This is a genomic window from Neobacillus massiliamazoniensis (assembly GCF_001048695.1).
Lineage (GTDB): Bacteria > Bacillota > Bacilli > Bacillales > Cytobacillaceae > Neobacillus > Neobacillus massiliamazoniensis.
In genome coordinates this window covers 83,006-101,192 of the sequence record NZ_CVRB01000002.1, presented here as the reverse complement: position 1 = coordinate 101,192, position 18,187 = coordinate 83,006, and the positions used below count along the sequence as shown (strand labels likewise).

Sequence of the window (18,187 nt, the reverse complement as noted above, 5' to 3'; positions counted from 1 at the left end):
CTACCTTCTTTTTTAGGCGGGATCGCTTATGATAAAAATTATTGCCAATGTATTAATTTTTATAGGAATCTCTCTTTTTGGTTTTATTGGGTACGAACAGTACTCGGCCCATCAGGAAAAAGTAAAAATGATTCAGCAAATAATACAATTGCAAGATAAGCCTTCAACTCCTGGGCTAAAAGAGAACCCATCCGGGAAAAATCAGAAAACAAATGGAATTCCGCAATTAGAGATTTCCAAAATTAATCTTAAGGAGTCAATTTTTGAAGGGACTTCTGAAGATATACTTCGGGTGGCAGTTGGGCATTTAGAACAAAGCGGGGAATTAGGGAAAATAGGAGATAATTTTGTTGTTCTAGGACATAGGAATTATATTACAGGTCAATATTTCAGTCGATTAGATGAACTAGACAGTGGCGATGAGATGACAATCTCCACACAAAATAAAGTTTATTTTTACAGGGTAATACAAAAGAAAATCATTGATCCAACCGATATTAAAGCTATTCGCCCTATTCCGAATAAATCTCTTGTAACATTAATCACCTGTCATCCAAAGTTTTCAAGCAAACAGCGTTTATTGGTTATTAGCGAGCTAGTTAAGCAGGTACCATCCTGAGGGATGAGGGACGTCAGGAAAAAGCCAGAGTTGCAAATTATAGCTGCAACTCTGGCTTCTTTATAAAGTGCCTTTATTCGGGTTTTTCTATGACCTAACAAAGAAAACACGTTTATAATAAAAAAATCATTGTGGAAGAAGTTTTTCTGGGTTGATTAATAATTGTGCCATTTCTAATGCTTCATCCGTTAACTTCATTTTATAATAATAATTAAATAATTCCTTTTTAGAACGCTGAATCAAATAAGTATAACCACATTTAATAAACATAGGTAATGCTTTATTAGATAAATATTGATGATATTCTTTTTCTTTAGATTTTAATAAATAAAGAAAAAGTTTAAATAAATGAATATATAATAATTGATTAGTATTAATTGCAATAGTTAATCCCTTTTGTGCATATTGGATTAATTCCTCATTTGGAATAAGACCGCCCTCAAATGAACTTCGTATATAACCTTCCAAAGATAGTAAGTAGTAAGGAGACTCATTTTCTTTTAGAGACATGGATTCTTTATAATACAAACTGGCTTGTTCATAATTTTTTCTTCGCAAGTATTCATAAGCTAGGTTATGTAATACTTTGGCTTTTCGATCAGGGGCATTACATATTTCACAACTTTTAATTAATTTTTTAAACCGGTTTATTATATCATCATAGTCATTACCATCTTTAATTTGAATAATCATAATCATTTCTGCATCAATTACTCTAAGATAGTTATTCATATTTTCAAAAAATTGATGGGATTTTTCAGCATAATAATAAGCTAATACTGGTAATTCTAAAGTGTGGTAAGCCATTGCTAAGTAATAGTAATATTCTGGATTATGATAAAACTCATTTTGTATTTCTTTTAATATTTGAATGGCTGTGACGTAATCATGGGTTGAAATATAATAGATACCTAAAATATGTTTTAATAGATTGGTATCATAAGGTGTTAATTTATTTTCTGTTTTTTGAATTTTTTTTATGAGCTTAAATGCTTCATCGAAATTATTTTGCATTAATAAATACCTAGCCCGTAGTAACTGATACATATTATTGTACTCTGAAATTTGAATTAATTCTTCATGCTCGAGTTCATTATTAATTTGATCCATTTCGTCAAATAATTGCATAATGATTGCTTCATTCCAATTGAATAATCGTTGTTTAATATTTTTAAGTTTTTCTACTTCGGACTCCATATTTATACCAAGGCGTTTGGATAATAAAGTGATGATATCATGTGCGTATGTTGTTTGGGCGCATTCGATTTTACTAATATGTGTTACGGAACATATATCTTTCCCTAACTGTTCTTGAGTTAGTTTGTATTTTTCTCGATAAAACTTTATGATTTTACCTTCATACATTACGATTTCCCCTTCACCAGTTAGCTACTAGGCAGTTAAATATCAATTGGTTCTTCGTTTTTTCAATATTTATGTTTAGTAAACAAAATATTATTTTTATCCAAAATTCCCCTTTATTTAAATGAATAAATAACTGATTATTCATATTAGTCTTGATAAAATTATATTCAGGAATAATTTCTTTATCAAGTATATCGTAATTTATTTTTAGGTAAGGAGTAGAATCTTGCCTTAAAAGTATAGGTATTCTTAGAAAATGTTCATTCACTACTGCTTTAGAAAGTTGAGATGATCGATAATTTTGTGTTTAATTGACAAATATACCAAACTATTATATAGTAAATTTAATTAAATTTTCCTTTTAAAGGGGAGTAGCTGCTACAATAAAGTCGTCATTTCGAGAATCTAGGTTCTCCGGCTTTGTTGGCAACATTCATGTTGTTAGCAAGACCTTTACATTTTCGGTAAAGGTCTTTTTTGTATATTCATAGACCTTTGCCGCTGATGGCAAAGGTCTTTTTAATTATAAAAATCATTTTTGAAGGAGGAATTTTAATGGATTTATCACTGTTATTGGAATATGGATGGGTTTTGGTTGTTTTAGTTGCTCTAGAAGGGTTGCTGGCTGCAGATAATGCATTGGTGCTTGCGATGATGGTTAAAAATCTTCCAGAACATGATCGGAAAAAAGCCTTATTTTACGGATTAGCAGGTGCATTTATGTTTCGCTTCGGGTCATTGTTTGTCATTTCCTACCTGATCGATGTTTGGCAGATTCAAGCAATCGGGGCTGTTTATCTTATCTTTATGGCAGGAAATCACCTATTCCGAAAAATGTTGAAAGGAAAAGCTGGGGGAAAAGAGAAGAAAGAGGCAGTTCGGAAAGCAGGTGGCTTTTGGACAACAGTTTTAAAGGTTGAATTGGCCGATATTGCGTTTGCGATCGATTCAATTTTGGCTGCAGTTGCTATGGCTGTTGTCCTTCCCGAAACGAAGCTTCCTAACATCGGCGGACTTGACGGGGGAAAATTCTTAGTCATTTTTGCCGGTGGATTCATTGGTTTGGTCATTATGCGTTTTGCAGCAAACAAGTTTGTTCAGCTGTTGGAGAAAAAACCAGGATTGGAAACAGCCGCTTATTTGATTGTAGGTTGGGTTGGGATCAAGCTTGCCGTGTATTCTTTATCACATCCGGCAATTGCTATTATAAGTGAAGAATTTGCACATTCTACTGTTTGGAAGATAAGTTTTTACCTTGTATTAGTGATGATTGCTGCCGGGGGCTGGATATTCTCAAATAAAGAGGCAGCTAAAAATGAATCAAAGGTGTCCTAGTGGAAATTTTTTAGAACATGTTTAAGGAACAGTCCTCCATCGCTATAAAGTGTTGGAGGACTGGACCTTATTTCGATATTACTTTCTACCTTAACTGCATTTTATTACAAATGCTTCAACCACTTGATTGAATTTTATTGCTTCCTCTAGGAATGGACAATGGCTGGAATGTTCAAATATTACCAATTCAGAATCCTGCAAATGCTCATGCAGATACGTACCCGCTTGATTTGGTACCATGGTAGAATGGCGCCCGAAGCAAAGCAAGACAGGGCAGCTAACCTCTAAGGCAATATGCCTGTAATCTCTAAATGTTTGGTCAGTAAAAATACTATGGGCGGCTTTTGGATCTACTTTTAAGAATTCTGCAACTGAAAGTGATAGGTTTTCTTCAAATGGTTGATGGAAGATATTCTTAGCGTTTTCTTCCGCTAATTTCTGCGGGTTTTCAAATATGGAATTCTGAATTTCCAATAAATCTTTTAGTGTAAACGTTCCGTATGGCCACCCTTTAAAGGCAAAGTCACTTGGAGATTGATCAACAATGACTAAGCCAGCCAAATTTTTTTCGCCGAAAATATGGATATATTCCCAGGCGACAAGTGCTCCCATTGACCATCCGACAAGTATAAAACGAGAGATGTTGAGTTTTTTTAGGATTTCGTGTACATCCCAAGCATATTGAGAAACCGAGTGCCCGTAATCACTAGCTTGTGATTTTCCATGGCCGCGGAAATCTAGGAAAATCGATGCTGCTCCCTTAAGGGGATTATTTTTTTGTTTAAAGAAATATTCGCTGCTCCCGAGCACTCCATGTAGGAAGACAACAGGGATCCCGGATCCAGCAGTTTCGTAAAAAAGGGAAATGTTTGAGTTTAAAAAAATAGTTGGCATGCTGAAGTCCCTCTCTTTTTTTTACAAATTATTTACGTCGTCTGTAAATATGAGCTTGGCGGCTTCAATGGTATCTGGACGCTTACGACGAAGATAGGTCAGCACTGAAAATCCAATTATAATCCACACTAACACAATATATGGACTCAAATTTAATGGGTAGGAAGGAACTGGGAAGATGGAACCGATCAGTGCAACAACGAGAAATAGACTCGAAACAATAGGAAATACTCCGTGTAGCCAAAATGAAAATTCACTTGGATATTCCCTTCGATAAAAACGAACTAATGCGATATTACCCAAAATATATACCATAATGATGGAAAGAGTTAGGATTTCAGCAATTAGCTGGCTTGCCATAAAAGGGCCAAATAAGAAACCAGTCCCAAGCGTGAGGACTAATGTAGCCGTGGTTTGAACATTTAGTGCTACAGAAGGAATTTTATGTTTATGATGGATTGTCGATAGTTTTTTCGGCATTACCCCAATCCGCCCCATCGCATATAATACACGGGTACAGGCTGTTTGAGACGCAATTCCATTTCCCATTTGGCTATTCATAAGTGCGAGGAAAATAAGTATCCAGCCCCAGCCCCAATAGTGTTTTGCTAGGATATTCCAAGGATTGTCTGATACTGCATAACCACTCATTTTATTAAGTCCCCAACCTGTAACCCCAGCGTATGCACAGATCATATAAAAGACACCAATAATAAAAGCTGCAAGCATAACAGCCTTTCCGACGGTTTTTCTTGGATTGCGTGCCTCTTCCCCTAACGGGGCTGCCGTTTCAAAGCCACAGAAGGTAAATATCCCGAATACCATTCCTAACAACACACCTGACCAACTATGGTTCAATGAAGCAGAAGGGGTAAAGGGGACGATTCCAGGGGTGTGAGGTGTATTAAAAAGAATTGTAATAGCTAATGCTAAAAAAACCCCTATTTCAATTAATCCAAGGATATTTGCTACTCTTGTAGAAGCATGAATGTTTCTATAGGTAATCCAATGAAGCAACAGGATTCCAACAATAGACCACACATACCAGGGGATTGCTAGGCCAAATACGGTTGGAAAAGTGGTTTGGACAAGAAATCCAACTACAGCGAATACGGTGGCTGGCATAAGTGGTTCATAAAACAAGAAAAACCAAGCGGTAATAAAACCCGCATTCGTGTTTAGCCCACGGGAGGTATAAGTGTAATAACCCCCAGCTGAGGGAAGCTTTTTAGCAAATTGTGCAACAGTACTAGCGACCATTAAGCTTGGGATCATAGCTAAAATCAAAGCAAGCGGTAATGCTCCCCCAGCAGCTGAAGCTACATATGTGAGAGCGAATGCCACTGCCCCAGCTGGTGCCATCCCAGTAATAGATTGGAACACAACTTCCTTTAAGCCGATAGCATTATGAGAGAGCTGAGGGCCTTCTTGATTTGTTGTTTTTCCCTGTGGCAGAGGCGGTAAACTCATAAGTATGTCCTCCTCAAAATTGTATTAGGCAACAATTATTTACTTGTTGTTGCAATTAATTTGTATGTCCGAAAATATTTGAATATTCTGTTTCAACATAAAAACACTAAGACATTAAAATAAAGTTCTGGTAAGATAGTTTTTTTGGTGAGACCCAAGAAATAAGAACTTCTTATCTTTTGAGCATTTTGGCAGAGGGTACGTCATTTTTAGTTATTTAAATAGTTTTTTGAAAATAACTAAAACAGTATATGTATAGCAAATACACAAAATTTTCTTATTTAAAACAAAAAAAGGAAGTACGAATTTGTATAATAGAATTGATATGTTCTTATTGATTATAAAAATATGAGAGAGTGGATCGAGGAATTTTCGGAAGAATGTTTAAAAGAGTGGTTAAAGATTATTGAAAGAATAAAGAAATTCAAAAGAATTTCCAAGATGATTACATGAAAATATATAAAACTCAACATTAATTGCATATCGGAAGGTGTACAATTAGGATGAAAAAAAAAGATAATCCTCTTAATAAATTAATAGCTTCCAATATATATGCCCGCTATAGCGGGATTTTATCCCTATCAGATATTCCCTTGTTTTTGGTAGATACAAATGGTCATGTTTTGCATGAGTTAATCCCATCCCCCGATTTTTGCACCCATATATGCCGGGAAAGGGGAGACAAGGTATGCTCCGAGTACATATGTCGATTTAAATCGGAAGAGGAGGGCAGTTTTGTCTGCCGATATGGCCTCGAAAACATTTTTTTGCCGATTAAGCTTCATGATGAGACATTGGGATACATAGCCGGCATGCAGGTATATTCTCAAGAGACAGAATATCAAAAATATATGATTGATGTTCAGTCTCTAAAAAAAGAAAAAAATGCAGAATTGGAGTTTATCGCCAAGTCTATTGCTTCGCTGAAAACCGTAGAAGCAAATAAAATGAAAATACATGAACAAATATGCGGTCACATTGCCAAGAATATTTCGATTGACTTGGCCGAAAGTGTTAGTCATGTCGATTCAGATGTGGCAAGGCTGTCTATTGAGAAGGAAATGCTTGAGAAAAAGATTATCGAACTTGAAGCTAAAAATATGTCGCTGGTCATCAATCCGCATTTTTTGTTTAATACCTTGAACTGTATTGCCCGCATTGCTTATTTTGAACATTCTCATACAACAGAGGAGCTTATTTACTGCCTTTCCGATTTGCTACGATACAATTTAAAGCAGAATGATCAGCTGCACACCATCGCTTCTGAAATTGATAACATCGAGAAATATCTTTACATACAGAAGGTCCGATTTAAAAACCGATTGGATTATAACATCGACGTCCCTGAAAAAATTAAGGCATATAGAATCCCTAATATGGTTATTCAACCCATTGTTGAGAACGCTCTCATACACGGAATTACTCCAAAACGTGATGGAGGTAAAATTAATATCTACGCAGAAGAATTTGAAAAGGAAATTGTTATTTCGATTGAAGACAATGGAAACGGTTTCTCAAAGGATGTTCTAGATAAAATACAGCAGTCAGAAAATAAGTCCGGTCTCGGGTTTCGAAGTACAGACAAACGTTTAAAACGATCCTATGGAGAATGTTACGGATTGGAAATCGTGAAATCTGACTTTAGTGGTAGTACGGTAGCCATCAAGATTCCAACCCAGCCAATAGGGAGGTGCTAGGAATGAATGTTGTCTTGATTGTGGAAGATGAAATGCTTGAACGAGAATTTCTTACAATGGTAGTGCGTGACGAGCTTCATCCGGAGGATATGCTGCTTTCTTGTGAAAGCGGGGTTGAGGCCGTTAAGCTGGCAAAGCAGTATCGGCCCAATATTATTTTCATGGATTTGATGATTTCTGAAATGGATGGTTTGAACGCCATACAGGAGATTAGAAAATTCCTTCCTAACTCATGTATCACCATTTTGACCGCCTATTCAGACTTTTCATTTGCTCAGAAGGCTATCAGTCTTCAAGTTTTTGAATATCTCCTAAAGCCTATCAAACCTAATCACCTTAAAGAGATATTTGGGAAAATGTTGAAATCTGTATCTAACGGTCATGTCTTGGTCGAGGAAAAGCCTGAGGTTGTGAGCATGAACTCGAAGGATGACCGCCACTACTTTATCGAGGAATCCATAAAATATATCGAAGAGAATTACAGGGAAAAATTAACTTTAGAAATGGTAGCATCAAAGGTTTTTGTGAATCCCAAATATTTCAGCCATGTGTTTAAGAAGGAGATGGGTATCGCCTTTACTGATTATATCATTCAACTGAGAATACAATATGCCTGTAGATTATTGGAAACGACCAATTATCAAGCATACCGGATTTCATATGAATGCGGCTTCGCAGACCCGTCTTATTTTAACAGGGTATTCTGTGCGAAAATGAACATGACGCCCCAAACGTATAGAAAATATGCTCATGTTTTAAATGAGAATGATTCAACTTGTAAGATTAGTGTTGAATGTTAATGTCAATATAAAATCCCCACCTCTCTCTTTATTTTTGGTGGGGAAGTTTCTTCTATATTAATAACATTTTTGAAAAATTCGAATCAACTCTTCCTTGGAAGGCTGTCTAGGATTAGTAGGGGTGCACCGATCGATCATCGCGGTTTCAGCCATTTGTTCAAGTTCTTTTTCAAACTCATCCTGATTAATTCCAAGGGCACCAATATGCTCTTCGATTCCCAGCGATTTTTTCAGTTTGCTTATTGCCGTCATTAAATTTACAGTTCCTTCACGACTTGTCCTGGCTGGAAGCTTCAGAACCTCTGCCAGTTTAGCGTAGCGCTCGGCAGCATATCCGTTGGCACTCCCTGTTAATTCGGCATTGAATTCAATCACCGCATTAAGGAGAAGTGCATTTGAGCGACCGTGTGAAATGTGAAAAGTCCCGCCAAAGGCATGGGCAAGGCTATGATTGATGCCAAGACCTGTATTTGTAAAGGCTATCCCAGCTAAACAGGAAGCATTCATGACACGATCTCTTGCATGGTCATTCTTTGTGTCCTTGTAGAGAATCTCAAGATTTTCAAAAATTAGTTTGATTGCTTTTTCTGCGAGAGCATCCGTAAAATCAGTTGCCTTTGAGGAGACATATGCCTCGATCGCATGAACCAAAACATCTATTCCCGTATCAGCAACCACACGTTCGGGAACATGTTTAATACAAGTTGAGTCTAGTATGGCGATGTCTGGTGCAATAAACTCATCTATGATGCAAACCTTTTCGCCTTCGGAGGTAATGACGGAAAAGTCCGTTACTTCAGAGCCAGTTCCACTTGTGGAAGGTATCGCGATAAAGAGCGGTTTTTTTATTTGTGCCCCCTCTAAGCTGCCGAACTTCCAGGCAAAATAAAGGATTCCTTTAGCAGAATCGATGGTAGAGCCTCCGCCAATTGCAACTAGGACATCTGCACCACTTTCCCTGTAAAGTTTTAGCCCGTTTGCAATTATCTGCACATCCGGATCAGGGCGAACACCAGTGAAGACGGTTGAGCTTATCCCTGCTTCTTTCAAGTAATCTACTACTTCTTGTAGATATCCCAGAGATTCCATAATGGAATCCGAGACTATGAATGCTCGGGTACCGGTAATTTTTTTTAAATATTTTAGTGATTGAATGCTACAATAAACCTTGGTTTTCAGGATAAATTGGTCTTCTATGATCTTTACCTCCCATTCTTAAGCTAGTGCTGCTTAAAAACAACTCTTTTGTCTTGTTTTTTGATTAGCTTTGGTTTTTAAAAAATGGTGCAAATTTAAGATAGCATACAAAATAATCAAATCATTGAAGGTTTTCCATATAATATAGGACTATCGTATCCTGATAAAATTTAACATTGTATATAATCTTTTTTTTCTTGGACAATAGTTATTTGAAATGGAAAAATTACTAGTTTATTCACTTCTGTATATTGACCTGTAAATTTAATGGAATTATACTGCAGTTGAAGTTCGTTAACTATTTTAATGTGCATTGGTGGGGTTACGAATGGCAATGGAAGAATTAGTACAAAAAAAACTGCGTCTCATTTTCAATGATGACAGTATTATTTTTGACAAATCCCGTTTTGCAGGCGGACTGACGAATTACAATTACATAATGAACATTAAGGGAGCAGATTATATCATCCGGCAACCGGGAGGTATGACCAATCAGATTATTGACAGAGGAATTGAAAAAGTCAACAATAGCATCGCCTCAGAGCTCGGTTTGAATTCAGAGTGTGTTTATTTCGATGAAATTAGCGGGATTAAAATCAGTGCATATATTAAAAACAGCAAAAATGTAGCGGTTTCCAATCCATGTAGTTCCGAAAACTTGAGAGCAGTTGCTAGCCTGTTGAAAAAAACCCACTCGAGCACTAAACATTTTCCTAATTTCTTTGATTGGAAGACAGAGTTAAATAAGTATGAACATATTGTTAAAGAGCTTAATGGCGATTTTTTCTTTGATTATGATGTTTTGAAGGAAAAGTTGCTTGATTTTGTAAACAAAAATATCAAAAATACTTGTTATCTTCCTTGTCACAACGATACAGTGCCAGAAAACTTTATCCTGAATGACAGGGGAAAAGCTTATCTAATAGATTGGGAATATTCCGGAATGAATGATCCAAGCTGGGATATAGCTGCTTATATTCTTGAATCCAAACTGACAGAAGAATCCATTAACTTTTTTCTTTTAGACTACTATGGCCAAATACCTGTGCCTGAAGAAGTTTTAAAAATAAAAGGCTATATGCTGGCACAGGATTTGCTTTGGACGGTATGGGCATTGATTCGACACTACCATGGCGACGATTTTCTCGACTACTGCTACTTTAGATACGAACGTTTTCGAAAGAATATCAAGGAAATCACCTTTTCATCAGATTATTCCATTGCCGATATGGTAACGAAATAGATAGATATATACGATTGAATAAAGACGCTTTGAGAAATCAAGGCGTCTTCCATTTTGTAAATGGATATTTTTCTATGTTAATAGTCCAACTGAAAAAATAAATAAGCTGTAAACAATGGAAAAAAAGTAACGAAAGTACAATATCATAAAAAAACTAAAGGATATTATCCAGTAAAAACATCCGAAGGTGCCAAATAAAATCCTTTAAACAAGTTATGATGAAAATGCACTCAATATAGTTTAAAAAAATGAATTTAAAGAAAGGAGTACTGCTATGAACGATGAGGCGAGGGTAGCTAATCCATCAGCGGTTGCTGCTAAAAAGAAGTTAACATCACAATTTTTTAAAAAGGGAATTGTAATCGCTTTATTTTCAGGTGTTATGTACGGATTTTATTCAGCATTCTTGACATTAGGGATGTCCAAAGGGGTTTGGGCAGATTGGTATGGTGTGAACAAAGCCGCTTTATCTGCTTTTGTAATTACCTACTTACTTGGAGCACTAGGTAGTGCGGTAAATGATACTTGCAGTGCTGGCTGGGCCTTACTGAATGTAGGCATTAAAGGAAAACTTGGTGATTTCTTTAGAACAATTAAATCGAAACCTGGCCGTGTGATGATTTTAGCAGCTCTTGTAGGTGGTCCTATCTCTAGCACAGCCTATGTTGTTGGACTTCAAATGGCTGGTTCCATCGTTATACCAATTACGGCACTTTGCCCAGCAATTGGTGCGATTCTAGGCAGACTTCTTTTTAAACAACAATTAAACAAACGAATGATGTTAGGTATAGCTATTTGTGTTCTTTCCAGTTTTATGATCGGCAGCACAAGCATTGCCGGTGATGCACCAAAAGGTATGTTCCTAGGTATTTGTATTGCTTTCATCGCTGCACTTGGCTGGGGCTTTGAAGGATGTGTAGCTGGTTATGGTACATCCATGATTGATTATGAGATTGGGATTACAATTCGTCAGGTCATATCTGGTCTTTCAAACTTACTTATTTTACTTCCTATTTTTGCTTTAATGGCTGGCAATATTGGCCTTTCAGCTAATCTTGCTACTCAGGCATTTACAAGTGGTCCTGCAATGATTTGGATTGCAATAGCCGGATTTTGTGCATTCATTTCCTATATGAGCTGGTATAGAGGTAACAGTATGTGTGGTGCCGCTCTTGGTATGGCTTGTAATGGAACTTACTCATTTTGGGGACCATTTTGCTGCTGGATTGTCCTTGGGGTATTCGCCGGTATGAAAGGTTGGGCATTACCTCCGATTGTTTGGATTGCTGCTGTCATGATGGTATTCGGTATCTTAATTATCGCGATGAATCCACTAGACTTATTCAGAAAAGGCCGAGGGCAAGGAGAACAAAAAATAGCAAGCTAAAAAAGCCATTGGAATTGGAGGAGGACTTTTTGAAACCGCTTAACTATGCTATTTTAAAACACTTTACAAAAGTGAAAGAAGCTTGTGCAGAGGACGTTATAGAAACTTTAAAAGGTGAATATGGAAAGTTCAAGGCACTTAATAGAAAAGATGTCATTTCAGCTTTAATGACGGCAGAAGCCAATGGTCTTCTTGAAGAATCAAGATTTGAAATGGATCGGGCAGGCGACTTAAGGATCTACTATCATGCCCACGAAGATGGTGCAAATACCATTAATAACTACATTAAAGACTAATTGTTTTTTTCAAGAGGAGGTGGAAATTCAATGAGGTATCAAGGAGAAGAAGCATTGGGGCTTGTTGAAACAGTGGGGATGGTTCCAGCCATTGAGGCAGCGGATAAAATGTTAAAGGCTGCTAATGTTGAACTAGTATCTTATGAAAACGTTGGCTCCACGCTCGTTACTATCATGGTAAAGGGGGATGTAGCGGCAGTAAAAGCTTCTGTGGAGGCAGGAGCTGCTGCTGCGGCGGCAATTGGGAAATTAACAGCACAAAATGTTATGCCTCGGCCGATAAAGAGTGTTGGTGACATCGTTTCATTATATGACATTGATAAATAAAAATAAGTTAGGAGACTAACTAAATGAATAGATATGAAGCTTTGGGGTTAATTGAAACATTTGGAATTGTTTATGTTTTAGAGGCAGCAGATGCCATGTGTAAAGCAGCGGATGTGGAATTGCTTGGGTTTGAAAACGTAGCTTCTGGATACATTTCTGTTCTGGTCCGTGGCGATGTCGGGGCATGTAAAACAGCAGTAGAGACCGGTGTAAAAGCGGTAGAAGATATGGGTGCTCAAGTTTATAGCTCAGTCGTTATTGCAAGGCCACATCAAGATATTGAAAAAATCATTGCACGTTATTCCATAGATAACTTGCTAGGTTAATGTGTGGCTGGAATGAAAAGGAGAGTCAGAAATGAATATTATTGATAATGATTTGCTCTCCATCCAAGAAGCGCGAATTCTCGTGGAAAATGCCCGCGAAGCACAAAAAAAGCTCGCCTCTTTTCCACAGGAAAAGCTGGATGAGATTGTTGAACTTATTGCAGAGGAAATTGACAAGCATGCACATGAACTTGCAATGATGTCTAGTGATGAAACCGATTATGGCAAATCGGAAGATAAATATATTAAAAATCGTTTCGTTTGTAAGTATTTGCCTGAAAGACTTAGAGGTATGACTTGTGTAGGAATGATCAGTCAAGATCAACAAAACAAGACGATGGATATCGGTGTTCCGATTGGTGTCATTATTGCCCTTTGTCCAGCAACAAGCCCGGTTTCAACTACTATATACAAGGCATTGATTGCGATAAAGTCTGGCAATGCCATTATTTTTTCACCGCATCCAAGAGCGAAGAAAACCATTGGCAAGACACTAGACATTATGATTCGTACAGCTGAAGAACACGGTTTGCCTGAGGGGGCACTTGCCTACTTGCACACTGTGACTCCAAGCGGAACATTTGAACTAATGAATCATCCTGCCACTGCTTTAATTATGAATACCGGTGTACCAAGTATGCTGAAAGCGGCAAACAATTCCGGGAAGCCCGTCATTTATGGGGGAAATGGAAATGGCCCGGCATTTATTGAACGTACAGCCGACATAAAGCAGGCGGTGCAGGATATTATGGCGAGTAAAACATTTGATAACGGTGTTGTATCTGCTGCAGAACATTCTGTTGTTGTCGATCGCTGTATAGCTGCTGAAGTAAAACACGAGTTCCAGGAAAACGGAGCCTATTTTATGACAGAAGAAGAATCACAAAAGCTCAGTTCTCAGCTTTTTCGAATAGATGGCAGTGTTGAATCTGAAATGGTTGGTAAATCCGCACAACAATTGGCCAAACGTGCTGGATTTTCTGTACCGGACAGCGTGAGAGTTTTGGTTTCAGAGCAAAAATATGTATCCGATATGAATCCATTCACGAAAGAAACGCTTTGTCCCGTTTTTGCTTATTACATAGAAGACGATTGGATGAATGCATGCGAAAAATGTATTGAGCTGTTGATTAGTGAAAAGAACGGGCATACCCTTGTCATTCACTCAACAGATGAAGCGGTAATTCGCCAGTTTGCTTTGAAAAAACCTGTAGGCAGAGTCCTAGTGAATACCCCTGCTGTATTTGGGAGTATGGGTGCAACAACCAATTTATTCCCTGCCATGACACTCGGCAGCGGATCAGCGGGTGTGGGGATCACGACTGATAATGTGTCCCCTATGAATCTCATTTATATTCGCAAAGTTGGCTATGGAGTACGCAAGGCAGAAGAAATCGCCAATGGAGTGTTAGCAGAGAAACCATCTTCAACAGGAGATACCTCACTGTCTCCGACATACAAGCTAGAAGATCTGCAGATGCTGCAGCAAATTTTGAAAAATGTTATTCAAGGACTTTGATAGTGTAATCGTTTTACGGGAGTATCAAGAAATCCCATAAAAAGATAGATTTAGAGTCTATAAGAAGGAGAGGTAAGGAAATTTGGATATTCGTGATTTCTCAATCAAATTAGCAGAAGCGACGAAAAACATGTCTGAAGCAGAGCAAAAGTCTTTAATTAAGTTATTTGAAGGCGTTTCAATGAATATGGCAAAAGAAGAGCCTAAACAATTTACTGAGGAATGCAGTCATAATGGCGGCATTCCGAATGGGATGACGGACCGTCTAAAGAGGCTGAAAGAAAACTATTTGAAATATGTTCCTTCCATTACTACCTACCGTGCCAGAGCCATTACGAAGATTGCGAAGGAAAACCCTGGCATGCCAAAGATTATGCTGCGGGCTAAATGTTTCCGCTATTGCTGCGAGACCGCACCACTCGTGATCCAAGATGATGAATTGATTGTCGGAGCACCGAACGGAGCACCTCGTGCTGGAGCATTTTCACCTGATATTGCCTGGAGATGGATGGTGAATGAAATTGATACGATTGGCACACGTCCACAGGATCCATTTTATATTTCTGAAGAAGATAAAAGAATTATGCGAGAAGAACTGTTCCCATTCTGGGAAGGTAAATCCGTTGATGAGTACTGTGAAGATCAATATCGGGAAGCGGGTCTCTGGGAACTTTCGGGTGAGTCATTCGTTTCAGACTGTTCTTACCATGCACTAAATGGCGGCGGTGATTCCAATCCTGGCTATGATGTCATCCTGATGAAGAAGGGGATGCTGGATATTCAGCAGGAGGCAAAGGATCATCTGGCAAAGCTCAATTACGAAAACCCTGATGATATTGAAAAAATTTATTTCTATAAATCTGTCATTGATACGACAGAAGGTGTCATGATTTATGCCAAGCGTTTATCCGAGTATGCAGCAGAACTTGCCGCAAAGGAAACGAATCCAAAGCGTAAAGCTGAATTACAGAAGATTTCCGAAGTGAATGCAAGAGTACCTGCACATAAACCGCAGAATTTCTGGGAAGCCATTCAGGCTGTTTGGACAATTGAATCGCTCCTAGTTGTGGAAGAGAATCAGACAGGGATGTCAATCGGCCGTGTTGACCAGTACATGTATCCGTTCTATAAGGCAGATAAAGAATCTGGCCGAATGACAGACTATGAAGCATTTGAGCTTGCCGGCTGTATGTTAATCAAAATGTCTGAAATGATGTGGATTACAAGTGAAGGCGGTTCTAAGTTCTTTGCCGGTTATCAGCCATTTGTCAATATGTGCGTTGGGGGCGTTACAAGGGACGGCCGAGATGCAACAAATGGTCTTACCTATCTGCTTATGGATGCTGTTCGTCATGTGAAGATTTATCAGCCTTCTCTAGCTGCAAGGATCCATAATAAATCACCCCAGAAATACTTAAAGAAAATTGTTGAGGTTATTCGTTCCGGTATGGGTTTCCCTGCCTGTCATTTTGATGATTCACATATTAAGATGATGCTGGCAAAAGGGGTTTCGATTGAAGATGCTCGAGACTATTGTTTAATGGGCTGTGTTGAACCGCAGAAGTCTGGCCGTCTCTATCAGTGGACTTCCACTGCCTATACCCAATGGCCAATCTGTATTGAGCTGGTTCTCAACCATGGTGTTCCGCTTTGGTATGGCAAACAAGTGACCCCTGATATGGGTGATGTTAGCCAATATAAAACATATGAAGAATTTGAGAATGCTGTGAGAGAGCAAATCAAATATATTACAAAATGGTCAAGTGTTGCTACCGTGATTTCGCAGCGAATTCACAGAGAGCTCGCACCTAAGTCTCTAATGTCAATTATGTATGAAGGCTGTATGGAAAATGGCAGGGATGTTTCTGCAGGCGGTGCCATGTATAACTTCGGCCCAGGTGTTGTATGGTCCGGCTTAGCAACCTATACAGACTCCATGGCCGCAATCAAAAAATTAGTATTCGAAGAGAAGAAATATACGTTACAGCAGCTTAATGAAGCATTAAAAGCGGACTTTGAAGGTTATGAGCAAATTAGAACGGACTGCTTGAATGCTCCTAAGTATGGTAATGACGATGACTATGCAGATTTGATTGCTACTGACTTGGTTAATTTTACAGAAATGGAACATCGTAAGTACAAAACTTTATACTCTGTTTTAAGTCATGGTACTTTATCCATTTCAAACAACACGCCATTTGGACAAATGACCGGTGCTTCTGCCAACGGGCGCCGTGCCTGGCTGCCATTATCCGATGGAATCAGTCCGACTCAAGGGGCTGATGTAAAAGGTCCGACAGCAATTATCAAGTCCGTTTCAAAAATGGCTTCGGATAGTATGAACATCGGTATGGTTCATAATTTCAAATTAATGTCAGGATTACTTGATACTCCAGAAGGGGAAGAAGGGATTATTACCCTTTTACGGACTGCTTCCGTACTTGGAAATGGAGAGATGCAGTTCAACTATCTCGATAACAATACATTGATTGAAGCGCAGAAACATCCTGAGCGCTATCGTGACTTAATTGTCCGTGTAGCCGGTTACAGTGCATTCTTTGTTGAACTTTGTAAGGATGTTCAAGACGAAATTATCAGCAGAACCATGCTGAATCACTTGTAATTACCATTTTAACGCGATTTTTTGCTGCTTGTTGGAATGACTTTATGGTCCTTTAGGACAAGCAGCAGAAAAACCATTTCCATAAATATGTTGAATCAAACAGGAGAATGAAGGGTATGGGCAATACAAGAGCAGGAATGATTGAAAGAAAAGCACTCATTTTCAACGTACAGAAATACAATATGTTCGATGGACCAGGAGTAAGAACCATCGTGTTTTTTAAAGGCTGCCCATTACGTTGTAAATGGTGTGCCAATCCTGAAGGATTAGAACGAAAAGTTCAAGTCATGTTAAAAAGAAGCTTATGTACAGATTGCGGTGCCTGTGTTTCTGTCTGCCCGGTTGGAATACTCAATCTTTCAAAAGAAACCTCTAAACTTGAGATAACTCGCGATATGGACTGTATTGGCTGCCGTAAATGTATCGATGTTTGTCCTGAATCTGCCTTATCGATTGCGGGAGAAACCAAAACGATATCCGAGCTTCTGGGAATCATTGAAGAGGATCGAACCTTTTATGAAATGTCCGGCGGGGGTATTACCTTGGGCGGTGGTGAAGTATTGATGCAGCCTGAGGCAGCCGCAAATCTGCTGATGGCATGTAAAAAAGAAGGAATCAATACGGCAATTGAAACAAGTGGCTATGCAAAATTGGAGGCTGTCCTTCAAGTGGCTGAGTTTACGGATTTATTCCTTTTTGATATTAAGCACATGGATTCCGATAGGCATTTTGAATTAACAGGAGTTCGTAATGAGCGCATTTTAAACAATTTGACAGAGCTTCTTAAACGCAGATATAACGTGAAAATCAGAATGCCGCTACTAAAAGGAATCAATGATAGTCAGGATGAAATGGATCAAGTCATTCAATTTTTATTATCTTACCGGGAATATAAAAATTTTAAAGGGATCGATTTATTGCCCTATCATAAATTCGGAGTCAATAAGTACAATCAGCTCGGGAAAGATTATCAAATCAACGGAGATCCAAGCCTGACAGATGAAGAAATGCTAAGGATTGAGTATGCGTTTAAAAAATATGATTTCCCAGTTAAGGTAGTGAATCACTAATCGTTTCGAAAGAATATAG

General features: G+C 38.2%; 16 protein-coding genes. 12 read left to right on the top strand and 4 right to left on the bottom strand.

Features of this window, described 5'->3' with window-relative positions:
• Window positions 1–28: 28 nt before the first annotated feature.
• Window positions 29–619 carry a class D sortase gene (locus BN1082_RS08570; RefSeq protein WP_090633405.1) on the top strand — a complete coding sequence of 197 codons (591 nt, stop codon included), beginning with the start codon at window positions 29–31 and terminating at the stop codon, window positions 617–619.
• Window positions 620–745: 126 nt separating this feature from the next.
• On the opposite strand, the gene BN1082_RS08565 is transcribed toward BN1082_RS08570, so the two are convergent.
• Entirely contained in the window at window positions 746–1,984 is a 1,239-nt protein-coding gene (locus BN1082_RS08565) for a helix-turn-helix domain-containing protein (protein WP_090633404.1), read from the bottom strand.
• Window positions 1,985–2,539: 555 nt separating this feature from the next.
• Here BN1082_RS08565 and BN1082_RS08560 point away from each other — a divergent pair.
• Complete coding sequence (locus tag BN1082_RS08560) at window positions 2,540–3,319, top strand: TerC family protein (RefSeq protein ID WP_090633402.1); 780 nt, start codon at window positions 2,540–2,542, stop codon at window positions 3,317–3,319.
• Between the two features lie 90 nt (window positions 3,320–3,409).
• Here the strand turns inward: BN1082_RS08560 and BN1082_RS08555 are convergent, their stop codons facing one another.
• Window positions 3,410–4,213, bottom strand: a complete 804-nt coding sequence (locus BN1082_RS08555; protein ID WP_090633400.1) for an alpha/beta fold hydrolase — start codon at window positions 4,211–4,213, stop codon at window positions 3,410–3,412.
• A gap of 21 nt (window positions 4,214–4,234) precedes the next feature.
• Window positions 4,235–5,683, bottom strand: coding sequence for an APC family permease (locus tag BN1082_RS08550; protein ID WP_090633398.1), 1,449 nt, complete (start codon window positions 5,681–5,683; stop codon window positions 4,235–4,237).
• A gap of 503 nt (window positions 5,684–6,186) precedes the next feature.
• Between BN1082_RS08550 and BN1082_RS08545 the strand changes: the two genes are divergently transcribed.
• Together BN1082_RS08545 and BN1082_RS08540 are read left to right on the top strand one after the other, a co-directional pair.
• Entirely contained in the window at window positions 6,187–7,380 is a 1,194-nt protein-coding gene (locus BN1082_RS08545; protein ID WP_090633396.1) for a sensor histidine kinase, read from the top strand.
• Between the two features lie 2 nt (window positions 7,381–7,382).
• The gene (locus tag BN1082_RS08540; protein ID WP_090633394.1) at window positions 7,383–8,180 is read left to right on the top strand and encodes a response regulator transcription factor; all 798 of its coding nucleotides are present in this window, start codon (window positions 7,383–7,385) and stop codon (window positions 8,178–8,180) included.
• Window positions 8,181–8,237: 57 nt separating this feature from the next.
• On the opposite strand, the gene BN1082_RS08535 is transcribed toward BN1082_RS08540, so the two are convergent.
• The gene (locus BN1082_RS08535; RefSeq protein ID WP_281177012.1) at window positions 8,238–9,335 is read right to left on the bottom strand and encodes a 1-propanol dehydrogenase PduQ; all 1,098 of its coding nucleotides are present in this window, start codon (window positions 9,333–9,335) and stop codon (window positions 8,238–8,240) included.
• Between the two features lie 370 nt (window positions 9,336–9,705).
• On the opposite strand from BN1082_RS08535, the gene BN1082_RS08530 reads away from it, so the two are divergent.
• The 8 genes from BN1082_RS08530 to cutD all read left to right on the top strand — a co-directional run bounded on the left by BN1082_RS08530 (window position 9,706) and on the right by cutD (window position 18,168).
• Window positions 9,706–10,620, top strand: a complete 915-nt coding sequence (locus BN1082_RS08530; protein ID WP_090633391.1) for a choline kinase family protein — start codon at window positions 9,706–9,708, stop codon at window positions 10,618–10,620.
• A gap of 274 nt (window positions 10,621–10,894) precedes the next feature.
• On the top strand, window positions 10,895–12,007 hold the full coding sequence (locus BN1082_RS08525) for a hypothetical protein (RefSeq protein ID WP_090633390.1): 1,113 nt from the start codon (window positions 10,895–10,897) through the stop codon (window positions 12,005–12,007).
• Window positions 12,008–12,036: 29 nt separating this feature from the next.
• Window positions 12,037–12,303 carry a hypothetical protein gene (locus tag BN1082_RS08520; protein WP_090633388.1) on the top strand — a complete coding sequence of 89 codons (267 nt, stop codon included), beginning with the start codon at window positions 12,037–12,039 and terminating at the stop codon, window positions 12,301–12,303.
• A 30-nt stretch (window positions 12,304–12,333) separates the two neighbouring features.
• A complete protein-coding gene (locus BN1082_RS08515) occupies window positions 12,334–12,630 on the top strand; it encodes a BMC domain-containing protein (protein ID WP_090633386.1) in 297 nt (98 codons plus the stop codon).
• A gap of 23 nt (window positions 12,631–12,653) precedes the next feature.
• The gene (locus tag BN1082_RS08510) at window positions 12,654–12,956 is read left to right on the top strand and encodes a BMC domain-containing protein (protein WP_090633384.1); all 303 of its coding nucleotides are present in this window, start codon (window positions 12,654–12,656) and stop codon (window positions 12,954–12,956) included.
• A gap of 31 nt (window positions 12,957–12,987) precedes the next feature.
• Window positions 12,988–14,475 (top strand): aldehyde dehydrogenase family protein, encoded by a 1,488-nt coding sequence (locus BN1082_RS08505; RefSeq protein WP_090633382.1) that lies wholly within the window; start codon window positions 12,988–12,990, stop codon window positions 14,473–14,475.
• Between the two features lie 82 nt (window positions 14,476–14,557).
• Window positions 14,558–17,098 carry a choline trimethylamine-lyase gene (cutC, locus tag BN1082_RS08500; RefSeq protein WP_090633380.1) on the top strand — a complete coding sequence of 847 codons (2,541 nt, stop codon included), beginning with the start codon at window positions 14,558–14,560 and terminating at the stop codon, window positions 17,096–17,098.
• Between the two features lie 116 nt (window positions 17,099–17,214).
• Complete coding sequence (cutD, locus tag BN1082_RS08495) at window positions 17,215–18,168, top strand: choline TMA-lyase-activating enzyme (RefSeq protein WP_090633378.1); 954 nt, start codon at window positions 17,215–17,217, stop codon at window positions 18,166–18,168.
• The last annotated feature ends 19 nt before the right edge of the window (window positions 18,169–18,187 follow it).